We start from the raw sequence: 20,362 nt of genomic DNA on the forward strand, positions 1-20,362 counted from the left end.
GACGTTTTAATGAAAATCAGTGATGGAAACTGGCTCATTCAACCAGGGCTCAACCTGATCCAACCCGTACAGGTTTACGAGGTGGAGCAGCAGGGGAATGAAATGGTGGTCTATGCCGCACCGCGCGATGTCCGCGAACGCGCCTGGCAGCTGGATACGCCATTGTTCACCCTGCGCTTTTTCTCGCCTCAGGAAGGGATAATCGGCGTGCGCATGGAGCACTTCCATGGCGCGCTGGATAACGGCCCGCACTATCCGCTGAACGTGCAGAAAGACGTCCATGTCGAAATAGAAAATACGGCCGAGTTCGCCGAGCTGAAAAGCGGCAGCCTCAGCGTGCGGGTGACTAAAGGTGAATTCTGGGCGCTGGATTTTCTGCGCGACGGCGTGCGTATCACCGGTAGCCAACTGAAAAACAACGGCTACGTGCAGGATAGTAAGACCCAGCGCAACTACATGTTTGAGCGCCTCGACCTCGGCGTCGGCGAAACCGTCTACGGCCTCGGCGAGCGCTTTACCGCGCTGGTGCGCAACGGCCAGACGGTAGAAACCTGGAACGAAGACGGCGGCACCAGCACTGAGCAATCCTACAAAAACATTCCGTTCTACCTGACCAACCGCGGCTACGGCGTGCTGGTGAATCACCCGCAGCGCGTCTCCTTCGAGGTGGGCTCGGAGAAAGTCTCTAAAGTCCAGTTCAGCGTTGAAGGCGAATATCTCGAGTACTTCGTGATCGACGGCCCGACGCCGAAAGCGGTGCTTAACCGCTATACGCAGTTCACCGGCCGCCCGGCGCTGCCGCCGGCATGGTCGTTCGGTCTGTGGCTGACGACCTCGTTCACTACCAACTATGACGAAGCGACGGTAAATAGCTTTATCGACGGCATGGCCGAGCGCCATCTGCCGCTGCACGTCTTCCACTTCGACTGCTTCTGGATGAAGGCCTTCCAGTGGTGCGATTTTGAATGGGATCCGCTAACTTTCCCGGACCCGGAAGGGATGATCAAGCGCCTGAAGGCGAAAGGGCTGAAGGTCTGCGTGTGGATCAACCCGTACATCGGCCAGCGCTCGCCGGTGTTCAAGGAGCTGAAAGAGAAGGGCTATCTGCTTAAGCGCCCGGACGGTTCGCTGTGGCAGTGGGATAAGTGGCAGCCGGGGCTGGCGATTTATGACTTCACCAACCCGGAAGCCTGCCAGTGGTACGCCAGCAAGTTAAAAGGTCTGGTAGCGATGGGGGTCGATTGCTTCAAGACCGACTTCGGCGAGCGTATCCCGACCGACGTGCAGTGGTTTGACGGTTCCGATCCGCAGAAAATGCACAACCACTACGCATTCATCTATAACGAGCTGGTGTGGAAGGTGCTGAAAGAGACCGTCGGCGAGCAGGAGGCGGTGCTGTTCGCCCGTTCCGCCTCGGTGGGCGCGCAGCAGTTCCCGGTGCACTGGGGCGGCGACTGCTACGCCAACTACGAATCGATGGCGGAAAGCCTGCGCGGCGGGCTGTCGATCGGCATGTCCGGCTTCGGTTTCTGGAGCCACGATATCGGCGGTTTCGAAAACACCGCGCCGGCCCACGTTTATAAGCGCTGGTGTGCCTTTGGCCTGCTCTCCAGCCACAGCCGCCTGCACGGCAGCAAATCCTATCGTGTGCCGTGGGCCTACGACGAAGAGTCCTGTGACGTGGTGCGCCACTTCACGCACCTGAAATGCCGCATGATGCCGTATCTCTATCGCCAGGCGGCGCTGGCCAACGAGTTCGGCACTCCGATGTTGCGTGCGATGATGCTCGAATTCCCGGACGATCCGGCCTGCGACTATCTCGACCGTCAGTATATGCTCGGCGATTCGGTCCTGGTGGCGCCGGTGTTCTCCGAAGCGGGCGAGGTGCAGTTTTATCTGCCGGAGGGGCGCTGGACGCACCTGTGGCATAACGATGAATTGCCGGGTAGCCGCTGGCATAAGCAGCGTCACGATGCACTGAGCCTGCCGGTCTACGTTCGTGACAACACCCTGCTGGCGCTGGGCAACAACGACCAGAAACCCGATTATGCCTGGCATGAAGGCACCGCCTTCCAGCTGTTCCAGCTGGGCGATGGCAATGAAACGGTCTGTCAGGTTCCGGCGGCCGACGGTTCCGCGATCTTCACTCTGAAGGCGAAGCGCCAGGGTAACACCATCACCGTGAGCGGCGAAGGCGAAGCCCGCGGCTGGACGCTGTGTCTGCGCAATATCCCGCAGATAGCGGGCGTGGAGGGCGGGACGCAGGCGGGCAGCGAACTGGGCGTGGTGGTGAGCGCCCAGGGCAATGTGCTGACGATTACGCTGTAAATAACAACTCCCGCAGCATATCGCGGGAGTTTTTCTTTCTGCGAATTTGAGATCGTTATCACGTATATTAATGACTGAAATGTGATCTGACTTATAAATATCGGTCCTTTCTCTGTCTTGTCTTATTTCTGTCCGGATATCCGGACACGATTTAGTATTGTTGTTTACTCCCCGCCTCCCTATATTTATCCTCAATGATTTTCATAGAGATCGCGTCGTATAGCGATATCTTATTGGCATTAATCTGCTATGCAATAAGGGTAAATAATGCAAATGGTTACCTCGCGACAGAACAGATTATTAAAATTTCTCTTGCCTAAACGAGAATACGTTACGTTATTAAAAATGGCTGAATACTTAAATGTTTCAGAAAAAACAGTTCAGCGTGACTTACGTTTTCTTGAACAATGGCTCTCTGACTGGAAAATCAGTATTGATAAACGTGCCGGCGCGGGCGTCATGCTATTGGCTGATAACGTCGCCGATCTGTTGCAATTAGACCAGTTGCTCAGTAGCGAAAGCGATGATACAGATGCCATGATGAATAATTCCCGGCGTGTGAAAATTGCTTCTCAGTTATTAAGTGAAACGCCGCGCGAAACATCGATCAGTAAATTGTCTGAACGTTATTTTATTAGCAGCGCCTCAATTGTGAATGATTTAAAAGTGATCGAATCATGGATTAGGCCACTAGGTCTGATGCTCATTCGTAGCCAGAGCGGCACTCATATTGAGGGGAGTGAATCCCATGTTCGCCAGGCTATGGCCTTATTAATTAATGGTGTTATTAACCATAATGAACCAGGAAATATTATTCACTCCCGTCTGGATAGCGGTAGCTATAAAGCCCTGGTGCATTATTTCGGTGAAGAAGATGTCATCTTTGTGCAGTCGCTTCTTCAGGATATGGAACGAAAATTAAGTTGGTCGCTGGGCGAGCCGTATTACGTCAATATCTTCACCCATATCCTGATTATGATGTATCGCATCACCCGCGGCAATGCACTACCGCGCCGGGAGCAGGGACATCCATTATTTGATGAGTCCATCTTTCGTATCGCGCAGAATATGCTGCAAAAAATTGAGGCCCGCATTGCCCATCCTTTACCAGAGGACGAAAGCTGGTTTATTTATCAATACATTATTTCGTCCGGCATGCTGGTGGAAGAGCGTGATGATGTCAGCGTGCTGCGCAATATACGTTCCAGCGATGAGGCCCGGCAAATCACCTCCCGGCTGATCGCCCTGTTTTCCTCGGTGGTTGATATCGATCTGACGCATGACACCGCGTTATATGAAGGGTTGCTCATTCATATCAAGCCGCTGCTCAACCGGCTGAATTATCGTATCTATATCCGTAATCCGCTGCTGGAAGATATCAAGGGCGAATTAACAGAGGTGTGGCCATTAACTCTGCGGGTGGTGAATCAGGTATTTGCCGCCTGGGGCGAGAACGCGGTTTCGGAAGATGAAGTGGGTTATTTAACCGTGCATTTCCAGGCCGCGATGGAGAGGCAGGTGGCCAGAAAGCGGGTACTGCTGGTGTGTTCGACCGGGATTGGTACCTCGCATCTGTTGAAAAGCCGGGTCCTCAGGGCCTTTCCTGACTGGACCATCGTCGGCGTACTGCCTGCGGGTAGTCTACATACGCTACAGCGACAGGATGATATTGAACTGGTCATTTCAACCATTCATCTGCCGGAGATTGCGTTACCGGTAGTCTATGTCACGGCTTTTTTTAACGATGCCGATATTAAGCGGGTAACAGAAAAAGTTATCACCGAGAAATTACACCATGCTGCAACGTCAACTGCCAGCAATGAAATTTTATATCCATGAGGTAAATAATATGGACATCAGCCGGATTTTAAATACTAAGCGTGTATTGCTGGATATGAAGGCCACGACTAAAGCGGAAGTTATTGAAGAATTAACCGACCTGCTGCAGAAAGATGGGGCCATAAGCTGTCGCGAAACGTTTATTCAGGACGTTTGGCAGCGTGAGTCGGAAGGTTCGACCGGATTTGAAAACCACATCGCTATTCCTCATGGAAAATCATCCGCGGTGCTGAATACTACGCTCGCCATTGGCCGTACTCGTCAGGATATTGCCTGGGAAACGCTCGATGGAAGCCAGGTTCGTTGCATTATTTTATTTGCCGTCCGTCTGGAAGATCAAAATACCACCCATATCCGCTTACTCTCCCAGGTCGCTGGAGCGTTGGCCGATGATGACATTATTGCGCAATTGCTCGAAGAAACCAGTCCGCAGAAGATTATTGATCTCTTTAGTCAATATGCTGAATCGGATGTTTACTAACAATAACTAGTGGAGTCTGAGATGAATATTGTCTGTGTTGCCGCCTGTACGGCGGGTATTGCTCATACTTATATCGCACGTGAGAAGTTAATGAAAGGCGCGAAAGCGCTGGGCCACAATGTCAAAGTTGAAACTCAGGGAACAATAGGTACTGAGAATGAACTGACAACCGAAGATATCTCTGCCGCCGATGTCGTTATTCTTGCCGTTGATGTGAAAATTAAAGGCGAAGAGCGTTTTAAAAACAAACGAATTGTCCGCGTGAAAACGGAGGTCGTTATTAAGTCACCGATTCAGTTTATCGAAAAGGTCGAGAAATCCTTAGCTAATGCCTGATCCTTATTCTGGAGGGATCTACCATGAGTGAGAATAAACCACCTGTCTCGCAGGAAATTAAAAAGCATTTGTTAACGGGTATTTCATGGATGATACCGCTGATTGTTGCCGCCGGGATCTGCATTGCCCTCGGTCAGGTTCTGGGCGGTACCAATGTCGCCGAGAAAGTCGGCACCATTCCATGGATGTTGAATCAAATCGGCGGCTGGGGGATGGGGCTCATCGTCCCGCTCATCTGTGCGGCGATTGCCTATTCCATTGCCGACAGACCTGGTTTTGCCCCTGGTCTGATCGTTGGGTTTGTCTGCGGGCAAATCCACACCGGTTTCATCGGCGGGATGCTGGGCGGTTTCCTGGTGGGCTATACGGTGCTGCTGTTAAAGCATTACGTGCGGTTGCCAAAATCGATGCAAGGGCTGATGCCCATAATGGTGTTGCCGGTATTAAGCACCATTATTAGCGGTCTGTTGATGATGACCCTGATAGGCAAGCCGATTGCCTGGCTGCAGGAGGCCTTAATTCATCTGTTGGAGTCGATGCAGGGCGGTTCACGATTCCTGTTGGGGGCCATTCTTGGCGCGATGGCCACCTTTGATTTTGGCGGGCCGGTGAATAAAACCATGTCGTTATTCGCCGATGGCTTGCTGGTGAGCGGGGTCTATGGTCCGGAGGCGGTCAAGTTTGTCGGCTCCATGATCCCGCCGTTCGGTATTACGTTGTCCTTCCTGCTGACCCGCCATAAATATACCCGTGCTGAAAGTGAAGCGTTAAAGGCCGCCTTCCCGATGGGTATTTGCATGATCACCGAAGGGGTGATCCCTATCGCGGCCCGCGATCTGCTGCGGGTGGTGGGATCCTGCGTCGTGGCTTCAGCGGTGGCAGGCGGCTTGATTATGACATGGGGTGTGGAAAGCCCGGTGCCACATGGCGGTATGTTTGTGGTGCCGCTATTCACCCATCCACTGCTGTTTTGTCTGGCGCTGGCGATTGGGACGGTTATTTGCGGCGTGATGTTGTCGCTATGGAAAAAACCGGTCACGGAGCGTGATGAAGAGTTTGATGAACTGAGCGACCAAAAAGTCGCCGATGATGAAATCACCTTTACCCTTGAGTAAACGGAGGCCCTATGTTTGCCGATATGAAGCAGATGGTGGAGAAAGCCTGGCGTGAACAGTATGCCCTGCTGGCGATTAACTGTATGAATCTGGAGAGCGCCCGCGCCGCGGTACGCGTGGCGGAAAAATACCGCGCGCCGATTATTCTCAATCTCTATCAGGGCCATCTGGCGCATTTTCCGCCAGCGACGGCGATGGCGGTGGCCAGGACCCTTGCCGAAGAGGCCAGCGTTCCCGTGACCTTGAGTCTCGATCATGGGAAAGAACCGGTGAAGATCCGCCAGGCTTTTCGCGCTGGATTCAGCGGGTTGATGATTGATGCTTCTGCATTTCCACTTGCGGAAAATATCCGCCAGACCCGAGAGGTCACCACTCTGGCTGCCAGCATCGGGCTGTGTGTTGAAGGGGAATTGGGGCATCTGGCTGATGCTCCGCGCTATGACTCTGCGACGAACGCCGACCTGATGACGCAACCTGAGGACGTCGCCCCGTTTATCGAGCAAACCGGTATCGACTTACTGGCGGTCTCCGTCGGCACGGCCCACGGCATGTATGCGCCTGGGGTCACGCCCGCGCTGGACTTTGACCGTCTGGCGCAGGTGCAGCGAGCCTCTTCGGTGCCCCTGGCCCTGCACGGCGGCAGCGGCACGCCATTTGATCAGCTTGCCTGCTGCCCGGCATTTGGCGTGGCGAAGATTAATGTCGGCGCGGCGGTGTTTGAGGCAGGTAAAGCCGCACTACTCCATACCCTTTGCCATGACAGCTCTATTGAACTGGCCGATGCCATGGCGGTGATGGAACACGCCAGCGCTGAAGCTATCGTCCCTTACTTACAAGCATCCGGCGCGATAAACCGCGCCTGATTCACTTATCAGTCACGCCCTTTATGCCAGCGCATATTCGCCCTGGCAGGGCGAACTACACCCTGAAACTGGAGAAGACCATGTTAGTTTCCATGCAAGAAATACTTAAACCGACTCGTGAACACGGCTTTGCCATCGGTGCATTTAACGTTGCGGACAGCTGCTTTATTCGCGCCGTCGTGGAAGAGGCGGAAGCGACAAATACTCCCGCCATCATTTCAATTCACCCCAGCGAGCACGACTTTGTCGGCGATTCCTTTTTTAGCTACGTGCGGGATATCACCCAGCGTAGCCGGGTGCCGTTTACATTACATCTCGATCATGGCGCCTCGGTGGAGCATGTGCTGCGTGCGATCCAGTGCGGTTTTACCTCGGTGATGATCGATGGGTCGCTGCTGCCCTATGAAGAAAACGTCGCTCTAACGCGGGAAGTGGTCAGGCTGGCGCATGCGGTTGGCGTCTCTGTCGAAGGTGAACTGGGGACCATCGGCCAGACGGGAACGTCGGTAGAGGGCGGAGTGTCGAAAGTGACTTATACCGACCCGGCGCAGGCGCAGGATTTTGTCACTCGTACCGGCGTCGATACCCTGGCGGTGGCGATTGGTACCGCGCACGGCATCTATCCAAAAGGGATGCAACCTGAACTGCAGATGCACATCCTGCGCGATATTGCCGGACGAGTGTCGATCCCGCTGGTACTGCACGGCGGCTCCGCCAATCCGGATGCGGAAATTGCCGAGTCTGTCACGCTCGGAGTCGGGAAAATCAATATCTCCAGCGATATGAAACACGCTTACTTCCTGAAAGTACGTGAAATTTTGAGTAAAGAGAGCTGGTGGGATCCGAATGTGATTTATCCGGAACCGATTAATGCCGCACGTGAAGTTATTCGCCACAAAATGAAGTTGTTTGGTTCCACCGGCAAAGCAAGCTTGTATTGACCCAGTCGGAAGGCGGGTACGCCCGCCTTCCAATCGGCAGGAGGCAAAGATGAATTACCTCGGACTGGATGTCGGTGGGACGAAAATCGCCGCCGTCGTGATGGATGAGCAGGGACGGGAGCAGGGCCGTTACCGCTGCGCAACACGGAAAGAAAACCGTCAGGCATTTATGTCGTGCATCGTGGATTTCGTTGCCGATATTCGCGCGCGGACGGGAACGCCGATGGCTATTGGCATCGCGTTGCCGGGGAGCGTTTCGCCACAGCATGGCGTCATTCGTAACGCCAACATTCAGGTGATTAACGGCTATCGTTTACAGGATGCGCTTGAACAGGCGCTCGGTCAGCCGGTGGTGTTAGCCAACGATGGCAATTGTTTCGCCTTATCAGAAGCATGCGATGGCGCCGGAGAAGGGTTTTCATCGGTTTTCGGCATGACGTTAGGGACCGGCTGCGGAGGTGGTATTGCCCTGGAGCGGCAGCCTTTCGTCGGCGCCTCAGGTATTGCCGCAGAGTGCGGGCATATCGCCTTGCCCGGCTATTCTCCTGAGGAGGATGGGCCGCCGACACGTTGTTATTGCGGCAGATTTAACTGTGTGGAGTCTTTTATTTCCGCAACGGGGCTACGTGAACGCTATCGACTGCTCAGCGGAGAGTGTGTGTCGAGCGAGCAGATTCTCGCCCGCGCGCAGGCGGGAGAATCCGCCGCTTGCCATCAGGTCCACCGCTTTCGTCAACAGCTGGCGCGGACGCTGGCGACTATTGTCAATATCATCGACCCCGGCGTGATTGTGTTGGGCGGCGGTTTATCCAACGCGCCGCAGCTGGTAGCGGATTTACCATCGGCGGTCGCACCGCTCGTCTTCACCGACCATTTTTCTACCCCTATCATTTCTGCGCGGCATGGCGACAGTAGCGGTATGCGCGGCGCCGCCTGGCTTGCCGTGCGAAGCGGAGTTAAACCATGAAACGTTCCCAGATTAACTATGCGATAGATAAAGCGCTGGCGATGGCCGAAACTTTTCGTATCAGCCTGCCGGAATTTGCCCACTTTACGGCGTCAAGCTGGCCACAAAAACGGCATGAAGGTTGGCATGAAGTCCAGGATCTACAGCTTGGATGGGATGTGACGGATTTCGCCAGCGGTTGCTTTCGCGAAACGGGCCTTACGCTGTTGACGTTACGCAACGGTTCTTTATCCGACCCGCGTTATACCAAACCCTACGCGGAAAAAATGTTGCAGATTCAGCAAGATCAGCAAACCCCCTGGCATTTCCATTACCACAAAATGGAGGACATCATTAACCGCGGCGGCGGCGACCTCTGCATGCAACTGGCCTGGGCGACACAGGACGAACAGTTAGACCAACAGCGCCATGTTAGCGTGATGATCGATGGCTGCCAGCGTACGCTGAAACCCGCTGAGACGCTGGTGCTGCATCCGGGGCAGAGCGTCTGTCTACCGGTGGGCCTCTATCATCGCTTCTGGGCCGAAAAAGGGATAGTGATGGGTTGGGAAATTTCAATGGTTAATGACGACCATACGGATAATCGTTTTCTCGAGGCGGGCGGGCGCTTTCCCTTCATTGAGGAAGATGAACCTGCAAGATGGCTGCTGTGCAGTGAATACCGGCAGTGACGTTGAGAGCCATCCCACAGACCGATTTGCTCTCCGGTGGTAGCGTAATCTGCCGCTGAGAGGAGCCCGTAATGGACTTAGAAAATATCTTTCGTGACGTGAAGTTGAGTAAAACCGAAATGACCGTGCTGCGTTTTATTCAAAATGACCCGCAGCTATGTATCCGCGAAGGGATCCGCACCGTCGCGGAGCGCTGCTACAGTAATCCTTCTTCGCTGGTGCGGCTGGCGAAGAAGCTTAAGTTCAGCGGCTGGCTGGAGCTGGTCTATTTCATCAAGTTCAATATCACCATGCCAAAGCTCGATGTCACCAACGATATCGATTATATGAGCATTCAGCCGGCAGAAGCGCTGACGCCGCTGCTGGCAGGCCTTGAGCAGCAGCGTATTTTGATCCACGGCAGCGGCTTTTCGCAGCTGATCGCCCAGTATATTTATAATAAGTTTCTCGTTACCGGCGTGAACGCCAGCCTGGCATTGTGGCCCGATTACGAAATCCTTGAGCAAAAAAACGCTGCCCGCTTTGATTCCATCTGGATCATTTCTAAATCCGGACGCAGCAGTTCGGCGTTAAATTGGGTTAAGGCGCTGGAAGGCAAGGAGATAAACCTGGTTTGCTTTACCGGCGATTATCAAAGCCCGCTGGCGCAGGCCGCGAATACGGCGTTTATTATTCATGACCCGCAGAAGTTCGACGATGATATTTACTGGAGCAACCCGTTTTTTGGCTACTGCATATTGGGCTTTGAGCGGTTGTTAAAAATGTGGTTTACCAGCGTACGTAGCAATAGGTAGCCCCGCTAAGCGTAGCGCCGCCGGGCAATATCCGCGGATAAGGAGCCGCTTTTGCGCCGGGTGGCGGCTTCGCCTTACCCAGCCTACAGTCCGTGCGACCTGCCTTTAATGTCTTCACCACGCTGGCTGAAACTGCCAGTGCTGGTGGCCTCAAAATCGCTGAGACGTTCCCGGAAGGCCGGGGCAGCCCGCATGGATGCGGGCTGAGGGCCGTGATTTGCAGGGACGCTGCCTCGGCCCGACCCGAAGCCTGCCGGGATAAGTCGAAGGTACCACGAAGTGGCGATTTTGGCGGCCAGAGCCCGGGAGTACAGAGGGCGGCGGCGACTGGCCGCCCTCTGTGCGCTCCCTGCGCCACGGAAAACATATTGCAGAAAAATTAACCGGGAGCGCAATATCCTCTGGAGCGAAACGAGATAAACGCTTTTCTCAAGCTAAAAGGTTGCAAACCGATAACAGTATCTACTCAATCGAGCGGGGGCGACTCGTTACCGCCACCCGGCGAACTGTTCATCGTCGAGATAGGCCTCAACCAGCTTCTTCGCCAGCGAATATGAACCGACCAGCGGATGAGCCATTAACGCCCTTACCGCCAGCGATTGGTCCTGCTGCAGAATTGCCACCACCGCCAGCCGCTCATACTCCTTCACGCTGGCAATCATATTTTTCTGCGCCGTCGGCACGTTTATCGGTGTCACCGGCTTAAGACCCTCTTTGCTCAGATCGCAGCTGATTTCAATTACATCGTCGGGGCGTAAAAAATCGAGCGTGCCGTTATTCTGTATCGACACCACGATGCGTTTGGTGGTGGTGCTGTTGACCGCCTCCAGAATATCCAGCGCCACCCCGGCGTAGCCTCCGGTATCCGGCTCTTCGATAAACTGCCGCAGCGTTAGCGGCTCGCGGGTATGGAATTTTTCCTGCTGCGACTCGTTTTGCATATAGCTGTTTTCGCGGCGTAGGTAGTGCTTCATCCAGATGGTAAAGGCCGCCTGCGGCTCCGCTTTAACATCCACGCCGCTGAGCTCCTGACGCATATCGTGGTTGATACGGGCAATCTGCTCGCCGCGGGTCTCCGGTGCCTGTTGAATCGCCCGTAGCGCCACTTCGCGATAGTAGTAGTAATAGAGATATTCGTTGAGCAACTGGTTATCGCACAGTTTGACCAGCTCCGGCGAGAAGTACTGCATCGCCGTTTTGCGGTATAAATCCGGGTTGGCGACCAGCTGCGCGGTAACCTCTTCCCCGCGCACGGTGAAGTGCGTAAACCAGGAAAAGTGGTTTAAGCCGTAGCATTCCACGCTCAGGTCGTGCGCATCGCAGCCGAGGATCTCCGGCAGCTCGCGGATGAGTTCCGACGGCGCATCGCAAATCCCGTACACCCGGCGTTTGAAACCGGATTTGATAATCGCTTCGGTGACCAGCCCGGACGGATTAGTAAAGTTAAACAGGATCGCGTCTTTGTCGGCGTGCTCCTCGATCAGACGGCAGTAGCGCAGGATCGCCGGGATCGAGCGCATCGCCATGGCAAAACCGCCCGCGCCGGTGGTCTCCTGACCCAGCGTGTTATGCTCCAGCGCGATTCGCTCGTCGCGGATGCGGCTCTCATCACCGCCGACGCGCAGCGTGGTAATCACGTAATGGGTACCCTGCAGCGCGGCGACCGGATCGCTGGTGGTAGTAAAATGAATATCCGGTCGAATGGTATTAAATACATAGCGGGCGATTTCACCAAATAGCGATAAATTCTCCGCTGAGCTATCCTGAAATACTACTTCCGTTAAACCAATGCGGTGCGCGTTATAAGCCAGCGACTTTGCCAGAAATGCAGAGCGCACGCCGCCCCCGCCTAATACGGTTAATTTCATACATCACTCCCAATTAATTTTCTGCTAGCCAGCTATCAACCCGGGAACGGACTTGCCCGACTTTGACGCCATAAATAACCTGAACTTCATTACGATTGCGTACTACGCCATTTGCGCCGGTGCTTTTTAATATTTCATCATCAACTAATGTCATATTATGGACAACCACCCGCAGGCGCGTGAAACAGTTATCAACGGAGATAATATTGGCTTTACCACCTAAGCCATTAATAATTTCATCCGTCATCGACTGCGGGCCGCTGACTTTTTTACGGTAGTCCGCCTTACTGTATAACTTAACGTTATCGTCATCCTCGCGGCCCGGCGTTTTCAGATTTAACTTCACTACCAGCGTGCGGAATATCGCGTAATAAGCGATAAATTGGCCAATACCGATCAGCACGTACCCCGGCCAGCGGGTTAACGACACCGGCAGTGGCAGGTTGTAGATCAGAAATTCAATCAGACCGGAGGCGCCCCACGGCCGCACGGTGAAGATGTCGCAAATTGCCTGCGAAGCGGCGGTTAACGTCGCATGGATCACCCACAGCAGCGGCGAGACAAATAAGAAGGTGAATTCAATGGGTTCGGTGATGCCGGTCAGCATCGAGGTGATAATTGCCGGCAGCAGAATCGCCTTCGCCATCGCTTTCTTCTCCGGCTTCGCGGTGTGATAAAACGCCAGCGATGCGCCCGCCAGGCCAAAGATGGTGGTCATCCCCTGTTGCGAGAAACGTAATGCATCGTTCATCACCGGCGTCAGATCGGGATGGCGCATATAGGCGAGGAAAATCGCCTGGGTGCCGGAGACGACCTGGCCATCGACATTCAGCGTGCCGCCGATTTGCGTGAGCTGGAAAGGCGACCACACGAAATGGTGCAAGCCGGTGGGAATAAGGAATTTTTCAAAGAAGCCGTAGACAAACACTCCCGCAACGCCGGCATTCTTCATAAACCCGGTCAGGGCGCTAATGCCGTGGGTCATAAAAGGCCAAATCCAGGTAAAAGCAATGGCATAGCAGATAATGACTGGCGTCATGGCGACCAGCGTCAGCTTCGCCCCGGCGTACATCGATAGCGCGCCGGGCAGCTCAATATTGGAGACTTTATTATGTACCCAGGCAATGGTGCAGCCAAGAATGATTCCGAGGAATACTCCCATATCGACGACCACAAAGCCTAATAGCTGCGTTTGCCCGGTACCGTAATATTCGCCGTTAATTTTTTCCGCCACCGCATGAGTATGTTCCAGCCATGAATGGTTGGCGCCGAGAAACATGATAAAACACATCACCGAGACAAGTGCGACCTCTGTTTTTTTATCTTTTGCCAGGCCGTAACTTATTCCCACGCAAAACAATAATCCGAGGTTACCGAATAATGGCCAGAAGGTATCGCCAAGCAGTTGCCCTAATTGGTGAAGGAAACTGGTTTCGGCAATAAGAGTTGGGTTAGTTAAGACGGAACTGAGAGCCAGAATTAATCCAATGACCGGCAAGAACAATACTGCGCCGATCATGGCCCTGGAGAATTTTTGCATATTCTCCAGAATACGTTGACGTATTACAGACATGGTTGTTCCTTTTATTTTTGTAGGTACAGGGGATCATTATTTTTATCAACTTCCAGTATTTTGGTTATAGCAATTCTGATATTTGAAAGGAACCTGTTGCGGGAAATAGGCACAGATAGCCGCTCATTGCGCACAGGTTTCAGGGAGGGGGATTAGCCCTCTTCCGCCGGGAAGAGGGCAAGAGGAAAATGGCTACGGCGTTACGGGAACCGACGCGGCGGGCGCGTTGCTAACCTCGCCGTTGCGCATCACCTGCGCCGCCTGCTGCTTATCCATATTGGTGGCGCTGAGCTGGCCGTTGACGCTCGGTTTCAGCGGCGCATTGGCCTGCACGCTACCGTTCGCGGTTAGCTGGAAATTGCCGTCGCCGCTAATCGGCAGCGCAGGCCAGCCCCAGGCCTGCAGAATATTCAGCGGCACGCCGCGGCCGTTCAAGCTCAAATTGACCTGGCGTTGCGGCAATTGTGACACCGCGGCGGTCGCCTGCAAAATACCGCGCTCGGTAAAGGCGCTCAGCTCGCTGATGTTGACCGTAGAAGCGTTCGCGTTCAGCTTCAGCGACGGACGGCGCACGTCGATGCGGTTGAAGGTCGCGGCGGCGGCATTGAGGGTGGCGCTGCCATGCCACACGCCCCACTGACCATCTTTCACCAGCTGTAATTCGCCGCCGTAACCGTCCAGCGCGGTGATCTGCCACGGGAAGGCTGGGTCGATATCGATAATCAGATTTCGGCTGGCGCTGAATTTCTTCAGCGTCAGGCTTTGCAGCCAGCCCGGCATCGGCTCCATCCACAGCTGTTTCCAGTTGGACGGCAGCGTATATTCCAACCCGGCGAAGACAGCATCGTCGAGCACCAGCGCATTACCGGCGCGCAGCCAGTTGCCGGAGGTACGCACCATGCCGCCCTCCCAGCGGGAGCTGAACTGGCGTAGCGCAATACCCTGCGGCGAGAATTCGGCATTGACGATGGGATCGAGGAAATTCAGCGAACCGTAGATAAACTCGCTGGCGTTCATCGATAGCGTCCCGTCGTCGCTCTGCCAGCCGTTATGGCTCAAGGTCAGATTGCGTAAGTTGAGGTCGAGGTCGGTCACCGCCCAGCCTGGCCCCTGCAAACGAGCATCGGTCACATCCAGCCGGCCAATCTGCAGCGACGGCACCGAGGTGAGCGGCGCAAGGAACTCATTCAGCGGTTTGGCGCTCTGCAGACGAATTTCATTCAGGCGCAGGTTATCAACCAGCCAGCTACCGTCGGCGCGGCGTTTGGCGTTGCCGGTCAGCGTGCCGCGCGCGATATCGGCGCCAAGGGTGTTCAGGGTCACCTCGCCGTTATCCATTGCCCCCTGGAGCAGGACGTTGCTGGCTTCGACGCCGTTAATATTCATCGAGCCCGCGCTCATCTGAATTTGCGCTTTTCTGCCCAGCACGTCGCCCGCTTCCGGCTGCCATGGCATCACGCCGCCGGTCACCCGCTGGGCGCTCAGGTTCCACTCGCTGTCCGGGCTGTTAAAGGCCATATCGCGTAGCTGCAGGCGGTCAGCGGCAAACGGCATCGAGGCGGAAGCCGGAGAAAGATTCAGCGTGCCGTTGCTGAGAACGATTTCATCAGCGTGCAGCGGGTCGCTGAACTGGCGGGTGCTAAAACCGATATCCACCGTTCTGGCAACCAGCGTCGGCGGCTTGCCGTCGCGGCCAAAGGTGACATTTTGCAACTGCAGATGTAGTGGGGAAGAGAAGTCATGCGCCATCTTATCGAAGGCGATTTTCCAGCCGGTGCTTTCGCTTAACCAACTGCTCGCCTGGCGCGCCCCCCAGCGGGTTTGCAGCGCAAAGTAAGCGGCGACGATAACGACCAGCAGGGCGATCAGCAGCCAGAGAACCAGCTTTCCAAGAAATTTCATGATCTTCCATCCTGATAAGTACACATCACCGTGTTATGCACGATTTATGCGCAATCCTCAAGGCGGGAATAGTGAAATGAGATGAAGTGAGGTGAAGAGATGTTACAGCCGCCGCGCTCCCTGGTCGCCGTGGCGATACCGGGGAGCGCAACTTCAATGTGTTAGTTCTTCTCAGGCGGGAAGATTAAATTCAGAACAATCGCCGTGATACCGCCAGCGGCAATACCGGAAGAGAGCAGGTTTTTCAGCCAGTCCGGCGCGAATTGCAGGATTAGAGGCTGCTGTGATACGCCGAGACCCACCGCCAGAGAGAGGGCGATAATCAGAATGGCGCGGCGATTCAGCGGCTCGCGGGAGACGATGCGCACGCCGGATGCGGCAATGGTACCGAACATCACCAGCGTCGCGCCGCCAAGTACCGGCTCAGGAATATGCTGCACAAAGCCGCTTACCGCCGGGAACAGGCCGAGCACAATCAGCATCAGCGCCACCACAAAGCCCACATAGCGGCTGGCGACGCCGGTCAGTTGGATCACGCCGTTGTTCTGGCCGAAGCAGGAGTTCGGGAAGGTATTGAAAACTGCGGAAACAAATGAGTTCAGGCCGTTCGCCAGTACGCCGCCTTTCAGGCGTTTCATATACAGCGGGCCGGAGACCGGTTGTTCAGAAACGTCGGAGGTGGCGGTGATATCGCCAATCGTTTCCAGCGAGGTGATCATAAAGACCAGCATCAGCGGCAGCAGCAAGCTCCAGTCGATGCCCAGGCCGTAATAGAGCGGCGTAGGGATAGTGATCAGGCTGCTGTTGGTAGGCGCGGTGTTAGCCGGCAGCATATCGAGGAACCACGCTGCCAGGTAACCGGCAGCCATCGCGATTACCAGCGAGGCGATGCGCAGGTACGGGTTGCGCTGGCGGTTGAGGATAATAATCAGCGCCAGCACGATGCCCGCCAGCAGCAGGTTTTTCGGCGCGCCGAAGGTGTGGTCGGCCATCGCCGCATAGCCGCCGCCGATAGAAGTCAGGCCAACCTGAATCAGCGACAGGCCGATAATCATCACCACCACGCCGGAGACCAGCGGCGTAATAATGCGGCGCGCCAGATGCAGAACCCGCGAGAGGACCATTTCGGTGCAGCTCGCCAGCATCAGAGTGCCGAACAGCGCGGCCATCATCGTCGGCACGTCGGCGCCGCCGGTTTTCAGCGCGGTGCCGCCCATAATCAACGGGGCGACGAAGTTGAAGCTGGTGCCCTGGATGGAGAGCAGGCCGGAGCCAACTGGTCCCCAGGCTTTAATCTGGATAATGGATGCCACGCCGGAGGCGAACAGCGACATGCTGATGATGTGTTGCGTATCTTCGGCCGGGAGGCCGAGCGCCTGACAGATAAGCAGCGCCGGGGTGATGACCGCGACAAACATCGCCAGCAGGTGCTGGAATGCGGCAAACAGCGTTTGCGGAAGCGGCGGACGGTCTTCGAGGCGATAGATTAATTCGCTGGCTGGTTTATGCGCAACCGGTTGCGCATTTTCTGACTCTGCGGTCGTAACGGACATCACAAACAATCCCAAGGTGGCAAAGCGGGAATTTTATCGGACTGTAGACCAAAAGCAAACGTTTGCCACGATTTGGCGCAAAAAATATCCTCACTGAATAGATGTAACAAATTAATTAACATTTTGTATGCTTGATCGCATCAACGCTAATACAAAATATCTTTTTCTGTCATTTTTTGCGCACTTCTGCTTAAAATCGCTCTCCGACTCCTCAAGATGAGAAGTAATCGACACCGGGAATACCGTCGCGTGTGAATGAATCATGCGCCCATAAGGAGCTCTTTTTTATGTTGCATCTCGATACCTTATCGACGCTCGTTGCCGCAACCATGGTGTTGCTTTTAGGGCGAAAGCTCGTTCAGAACGTCCCATTCCTCAAAAAATATACCATTCCTGAACCCGTCGCCGGCGGCCTGCTGGTGGCGCTGGCGCTGCTGGTTTTGAAAAAAAGCATGGATATCGAAATCGATTTCGATATGAGCCTGAAGGACCCGCTGATGCTGGCGTTCTTCGCCACTATCGGCCTTAACGCTAACCTTGCCAGCCTGCGGGCGGGCGGCAAAGTGCTTGGCACTTTCCTGATTGTGGTGGTGGGCCTGCTGCTGCTGCAGAACGCGCTCGGTATCGGCATGGCGAAGCTGCTGGGGCTGGATCCGCTGATGGGTCTACTGGCCGGTTCTATCACGCTTTCCGGCGGTCACGGCACCGGGGCGGCGTGGAGTAAATTGTTCGTTGAGCGTTACGGTTTTGCCAATGCCACCGAGGTCGCCATGGCTTGCGCAACCTTCGGCCTGGTGCTCGGCGGCCTGATCGGCGGGCCGGTGGCGCGTTATCTGGTGAAGCACTCTTCCTCGCCGGACGGTACACCGGACGACCAGCTGGCGCCGACGGCGTTTGAGAAGCCGGATATGGGCCGCATGATCACCTCGCTGGTGCTGATTGAAAGTATTGCGTTAATCGCTATCTGCCTGACCGTAGGGAAGGTGGTTGCGCAACTGCTGGCGGGTACCGTGTTTGAATTACCGACCTTCGTCTGCGTGCTGTTTATCGGCGTGATCCTCAGCAACGGCCTGGCGCTGGCTGGGCTGTATCGCGTGTTTGACCGCGCGGTATCGGTACTGGGCAACGTCAGCCTGTCGCTGTTCCTCGCGATGGCGCTGATGAGCCTCAAGCTGTGGGAACTGGCGTCGCTGGCGCTGCCGATGATTATTATTCTGGCGGTACAGGCGGTGGCGATGGCGCTGTATGCGGTGTTTGTGACTTACCGGATGATGGGTAAGAACTATGATGCCGCCGTTCTGGCAGCCGGTCATTGCGGGTTCGGGCTTGGCGCGACGCCGACGGCGATTGCCAATATGCAGGCGATTACCGACCGTTTTGGCCCGTCGCATATGGCTTTCCTGGTGGTGCCGATGGTGGGGGCGTTCTTTATCGACATCGTCAACGCGCTGGTGATTAAGCTGTACCTGCTGTTGCCGATATTTGGCTGATAAAAAACCCGGAGGCGGTGCTGCGCACCTGTCCGGGCTACAAGATCGTGCTGTTTGGGGTTTTGTAGCCCGGCTAAGGCGTTTACGCCGCAAGCCGGGAATACCTCCACAATCTTACGCTTCGTCGTGCTCTTCCCACGCTAACGCGCGTTTCACCGCTTTCTTCCAGCCGCTGTAGCGGAAATTACGCTCGGTGGTTTCAATACCCGGGCGGAACTCACGTTCAATCACCGCTTTCTCCTGCAGCTCGTCGAGATTTTGCCAGAAGCCGACCGCCAGACCTGCCAGATAGGCGGCGCCCAGCGCCGTGACTTCACGCACTTCCGGGCGTTCCACGCGGGTGCCGAGAATATCGGACTGGAACTGCATCAGGAAGTTGTTGGCGACCGCGCCGCCGTCCACGCGCAGGGCGTGCAGACGAATACCGGAGTCGGCCTGCATCGCTTCCAGAACGTCACGCGTCTGATAGGCGATAGATTCCAGCGTGGCGCGGATAATATGGTTGGCGTTCACCCCGCGGGTCAGGCCGAAAATCGCGCCGCGCGCATACGGATCCCAGTAAGGCGCGCCAAGACCGGTAAAGGCCGGCACCACATACACGCCGTTGGTGTCCTTCACCTTAGTGGCGAAGTATTCAGAATCGAAAGCATCGTTGATGAGTTTCATTTCATCACGCAGCCACTGAATCGACGCTCCGGCCATAAACACCGCGCCTTCCAGCGCGTAGTTCACTTCGCCGGTAGGGCCGCAGGCGATGGTGGTCAGCAGGCCGTGGGTTGAGGTCACCGCCTTTTCACCGGTGTTCATTAACATGAAGCAGCCGGTACCGTAGGTATTTTTCGCCATCCCTTCTTTCACACACAGCTGGCCAAACAGCGCCGCCTGCTGGTCGCCGGCGATGCCGGAGATAGGAATACGGGTGCCGCCTTTACCGCCGATGTTGGTCTGGCCGTACACTTCAGAAGACTTACGCACTTCCGGCAGCATGGCGCGCGGAATATCCAGCGCGTCGAGCATTTTGTCGTCCCAGTCCAGTTCATGGATGTTGAACAACATGGTACGTGAGGCGTTGGTGTAGTCGGTGACGTGCACGCGCCCCTGGGTCATTTTCCAGATAAGCCAGGTATCAACGGTACCAAACAGCAGCTCGCCGCGCTTGGCGCGCTCGCGGGCGCCTTCGACATGGTCAAGGATCCACTTCACTTTGGTGCCGGAGAAGTACGGGTCCACCACCAGGCCGGTGGCTTTGCGGATGTACTCTTCCATGCCGTCGCGCTTGAGCTGCTCGCAGATATCCGCGGTGCGGCGGCACTGCCAGACGATGGCGTTGTAAATAGGCTTACCGGTCTCACGCTCCCAAACGATGGCGGTTTCACGCTGGTTGGTGATGCCGATGGCGGCAATTTCGTCGGAGTTGATATCGGCTTTCGCCAACACTTCGACCAGCGTAGAGCTCTGCGAGGCCCAAATCTCCATCGGGTCGTGCTCAACCCAGCCTGGCTTCGGATAAATTTGTTCGAATTCACGCTGTGACACGCTGACGATATTGGCGTCGTGATCCATCACGACGGCGCGGGAGCTGGTAGTGCCCTGGTCGAGCGCAACGATATATTTTTTCTCGGTCATAATTGGTGTCCCGTA

General features: G+C 55.3%; 16 protein-coding genes. 11 read left to right on the plus strand and 5 right to left on the minus strand.

What is annotated here, in order from left to right; all coding sequences use genetic code 11:
- Window positions 1–9: 9 nt before the first annotated feature.
- The 10 genes from yicI (at window position 10) to ABLV07_RS08685 (ending at window position 10,335) form a co-directional block, all read left to right on the plus strand.
- Window positions 10–2,328 carry an alpha-xylosidase gene (yicI, locus tag ABLV07_RS08640; protein WP_047053566.1) on the plus strand — a complete coding sequence of 773 codons (2,319 nt, stop codon included), beginning with the start codon at window positions 10–12 and terminating at the stop codon, window positions 2,326–2,328.
- Between the two features lie 267 nt (window positions 2,329–2,595).
- Complete coding sequence (locus ABLV07_RS08645; RefSeq protein WP_020077667.1) at window positions 2,596–4,167, plus strand: transcription antiterminator; 1,572 nt, start codon at window positions 2,596–2,598, stop codon at window positions 4,165–4,167.
- A gap of 10 nt (window positions 4,168–4,177) precedes the next feature.
- On the plus strand, window positions 4,178–4,648 hold the full coding sequence (locus ABLV07_RS08650) for a fructose PTS transporter subunit IIA (RefSeq protein ID WP_015369118.1): 471 nt from the start codon (window positions 4,178–4,180) through the stop codon (window positions 4,646–4,648).
- Window positions 4,649–4,669: 21 nt separating this feature from the next.
- Window positions 4,670–4,984, plus strand: a complete 315-nt coding sequence (locus ABLV07_RS08655) for a PTS fructose transporter subunit IIB (protein WP_047048201.1) — start codon at window positions 4,670–4,672, stop codon at window positions 4,982–4,984.
- Window positions 4,985–5,007: 23 nt separating this feature from the next.
- Window positions 5,008–6,099 carry a PTS fructose transporter subunit IIC gene (locus ABLV07_RS08660; RefSeq protein WP_015369120.1) on the plus strand — a complete coding sequence of 364 codons (1,092 nt, stop codon included), beginning with the start codon at window positions 5,008–5,010 and terminating at the stop codon, window positions 6,097–6,099.
- A gap of 11 nt (window positions 6,100–6,110) precedes the next feature.
- Window positions 6,111–6,962, plus strand: a complete 852-nt coding sequence (locus ABLV07_RS08665; protein ID WP_015369121.1) for a class II fructose-bisphosphate aldolase — start codon at window positions 6,111–6,113, stop codon at window positions 6,960–6,962.
- 80 nt (window positions 6,963–7,042) lie between these two features.
- A complete protein-coding gene (locus ABLV07_RS08670; protein WP_015369122.1) occupies window positions 7,043–7,903 on the plus strand; it encodes a ketose-bisphosphate aldolase in 861 nt (286 codons plus the stop codon).
- A 49-nt stretch (window positions 7,904–7,952) separates the two neighbouring features.
- Complete coding sequence (locus tag ABLV07_RS08675) at window positions 7,953–8,870, plus strand: ROK family protein (protein WP_032715328.1); 918 nt, start codon at window positions 7,953–7,955, stop codon at window positions 8,868–8,870.
- Window positions 8,867–9,541, plus strand: a complete 675-nt coding sequence (locus ABLV07_RS08680; RefSeq protein WP_032715326.1) for a D-lyxose/D-mannose family sugar isomerase — start codon at window positions 8,867–8,869, stop codon at window positions 9,539–9,541. Before ABLV07_RS08675 ends, ABLV07_RS08680 begins: the two co-directional genes overlap by 4 nt.
- 71 nt (window positions 9,542–9,612) lie before the next feature.
- Window positions 9,613–10,335 carry an SIS domain-containing protein gene (locus tag ABLV07_RS08685; RefSeq protein WP_015369125.1) on the plus strand — a complete coding sequence of 241 codons (723 nt, stop codon included), beginning with the start codon at window positions 9,613–9,615 and terminating at the stop codon, window positions 10,333–10,335.
- 488 nt (window positions 10,336–10,823) lie between these two features.
- Here ABLV07_RS08685 and ABLV07_RS08690 read toward each other — a convergent pair whose 3' ends face one another.
- From ABLV07_RS08690 to ABLV07_RS08705, 4 genes are all read right to left on the minus strand, one after another.
- Window positions 10,824–12,203, minus strand: coding sequence for a glycoside hydrolase (locus tag ABLV07_RS08690; protein ID WP_348853493.1), 1,380 nt, complete (start codon window positions 12,201–12,203; stop codon window positions 10,824–10,826).
- A 13-nt stretch (window positions 12,204–12,216) separates the two neighbouring features.
- Window positions 12,217–13,776 (minus strand): PTS transporter subunit EIIC, encoded by a 1,560-nt coding sequence (locus ABLV07_RS08695; RefSeq protein ID WP_101739404.1) that lies wholly within the window; start codon window positions 13,774–13,776, stop codon window positions 12,217–12,219.
- 192 nt (window positions 13,777–13,968) lie between these two features.
- The gene (locus ABLV07_RS08700; protein ID WP_101739403.1) at window positions 13,969–15,678 is read right to left on the minus strand and encodes an AsmA family protein; all 1,710 of its coding nucleotides are present in this window, start codon (window positions 15,676–15,678) and stop codon (window positions 13,969–13,971) included.
- A 161-nt stretch (window positions 15,679–15,839) separates the two neighbouring features.
- Window positions 15,840–17,231: a uracil-xanthine permease family protein gene (locus ABLV07_RS08705; RefSeq protein ID WP_015369129.1), complete on the minus strand. Its 1,392-nt coding sequence runs from the start codon at window positions 17,229–17,231 to the stop codon at window positions 15,840–15,842.
- Window positions 17,232–17,518: 287 nt separating this feature from the next.
- Between ABLV07_RS08705 and gltS the strand changes: the two genes are divergently transcribed.
- A complete protein-coding gene (gltS, locus tag ABLV07_RS08710) occupies window positions 17,519–18,721 on the plus strand; it encodes a sodium/glutamate symporter (protein WP_015703819.1) in 1,203 nt (400 codons plus the stop codon).
- Window positions 18,722–18,835: 114 nt separating this feature from the next.
- Here the strand turns inward: gltS and glpK are convergent, their stop codons facing one another.
- Complete coding sequence (gene glpK, locus ABLV07_RS08715) at window positions 18,836–20,347, minus strand: glycerol kinase GlpK (protein ID WP_015369131.1); 1,512 nt, start codon at window positions 20,345–20,347, stop codon at window positions 18,836–18,838.
- Window positions 20,348–20,362 lie beyond the last annotated feature (15 nt).

It is taken from the genome of Klebsiella sp. CN_Kp097 (genome assembly GCF_040064495.1).
GTDB classification, from domain to species: Bacteria; Pseudomonadota; Gammaproteobacteria; order Enterobacterales; family Enterobacteriaceae; genus Klebsiella; species Klebsiella aerogenes.

Bases quoted from the DNA above. Each gene is read 5' to 3' on its own strand.
- ABLV07_RS08680 (WP_032715326.1), top strand. From the start codon at position 8,867: ATGAAACGTTCCCAGATTAACTATGCGATAGATAAAGCGCTGGCGATG.
- glpK (WP_015369131.1), bottom strand. From the start codon at position 20,347: ATGACCGAGAAAAAATATATCGTTGCGCTCGACCAGGGCACTACCAGC.
- ABLV07_RS08690 (WP_348853493.1), bottom strand. From the start codon at position 12,203: ATGAAATTAACCGTATTAGGCGGGGGCGGCGTGCGCTCTGCATTTCTG.
- ABLV07_RS08650 (WP_015369118.1), top strand. From the start codon at position 4,178: ATGGACATCAGCCGGATTTTAAATACTAAGCGTGTATTGCTGGATATG.
- ABLV07_RS08645 (WP_020077667.1), top strand. From the start codon at position 2,596: ATGCAAATGGTTACCTCGCGACAGAACAGATTATTAAAATTTCTCTTG.
- ABLV07_RS08705 (WP_015369129.1), bottom strand. From the start codon at position 17,231: ATGTCCGTTACGACCGCAGAGTCAGAAAATGCGCAACCGGTTGCGCAT.
- ABLV07_RS08670 (WP_015369122.1), top strand. From the start codon at position 7,043: ATGTTAGTTTCCATGCAAGAAATACTTAAACCGACTCGTGAACACGGC.
- ABLV07_RS08695 (WP_101739404.1), bottom strand. From the start codon at position 13,776: ATGTCTGTAATACGTCAACGTATTCTGGAGAATATGCAAAAATTCTCC.
- ABLV07_RS08685 (WP_015369125.1), top strand. From the start codon at position 9,613: ATGGACTTAGAAAATATCTTTCGTGACGTGAAGTTGAGTAAAACCGAA.
- ABLV07_RS08700 (WP_101739403.1), bottom strand. From the start codon at position 15,678: ATGAAATTTCTTGGAAAGCTGGTTCTCTGGCTGCTGATCGCCCTGCTG.
- gltS (WP_015703819.1), top strand. From the start codon at position 17,519: ATGTTGCATCTCGATACCTTATCGACGCTCGTTGCCGCAACCATGGTG.
- ABLV07_RS08660 (WP_015369120.1), top strand. From the start codon at position 5,008: ATGAGTGAGAATAAACCACCTGTCTCGCAGGAAATTAAAAAGCATTTG.
- yicI (WP_047053566.1), top strand. From the start codon at position 10: ATGAAAATCAGTGATGGAAACTGGCTCATTCAACCAGGGCTCAACCTG.
- ABLV07_RS08655 (WP_047048201.1), top strand. From the start codon at position 4,670: ATGAATATTGTCTGTGTTGCCGCCTGTACGGCGGGTATTGCTCATACT.
- ABLV07_RS08675 (WP_032715328.1), top strand. From the start codon at position 7,953: ATGAATTACCTCGGACTGGATGTCGGTGGGACGAAAATCGCCGCCGTC.
- ABLV07_RS08665 (WP_015369121.1), top strand. From the start codon at position 6,111: ATGTTTGCCGATATGAAGCAGATGGTGGAGAAAGCCTGGCGTGAACAG.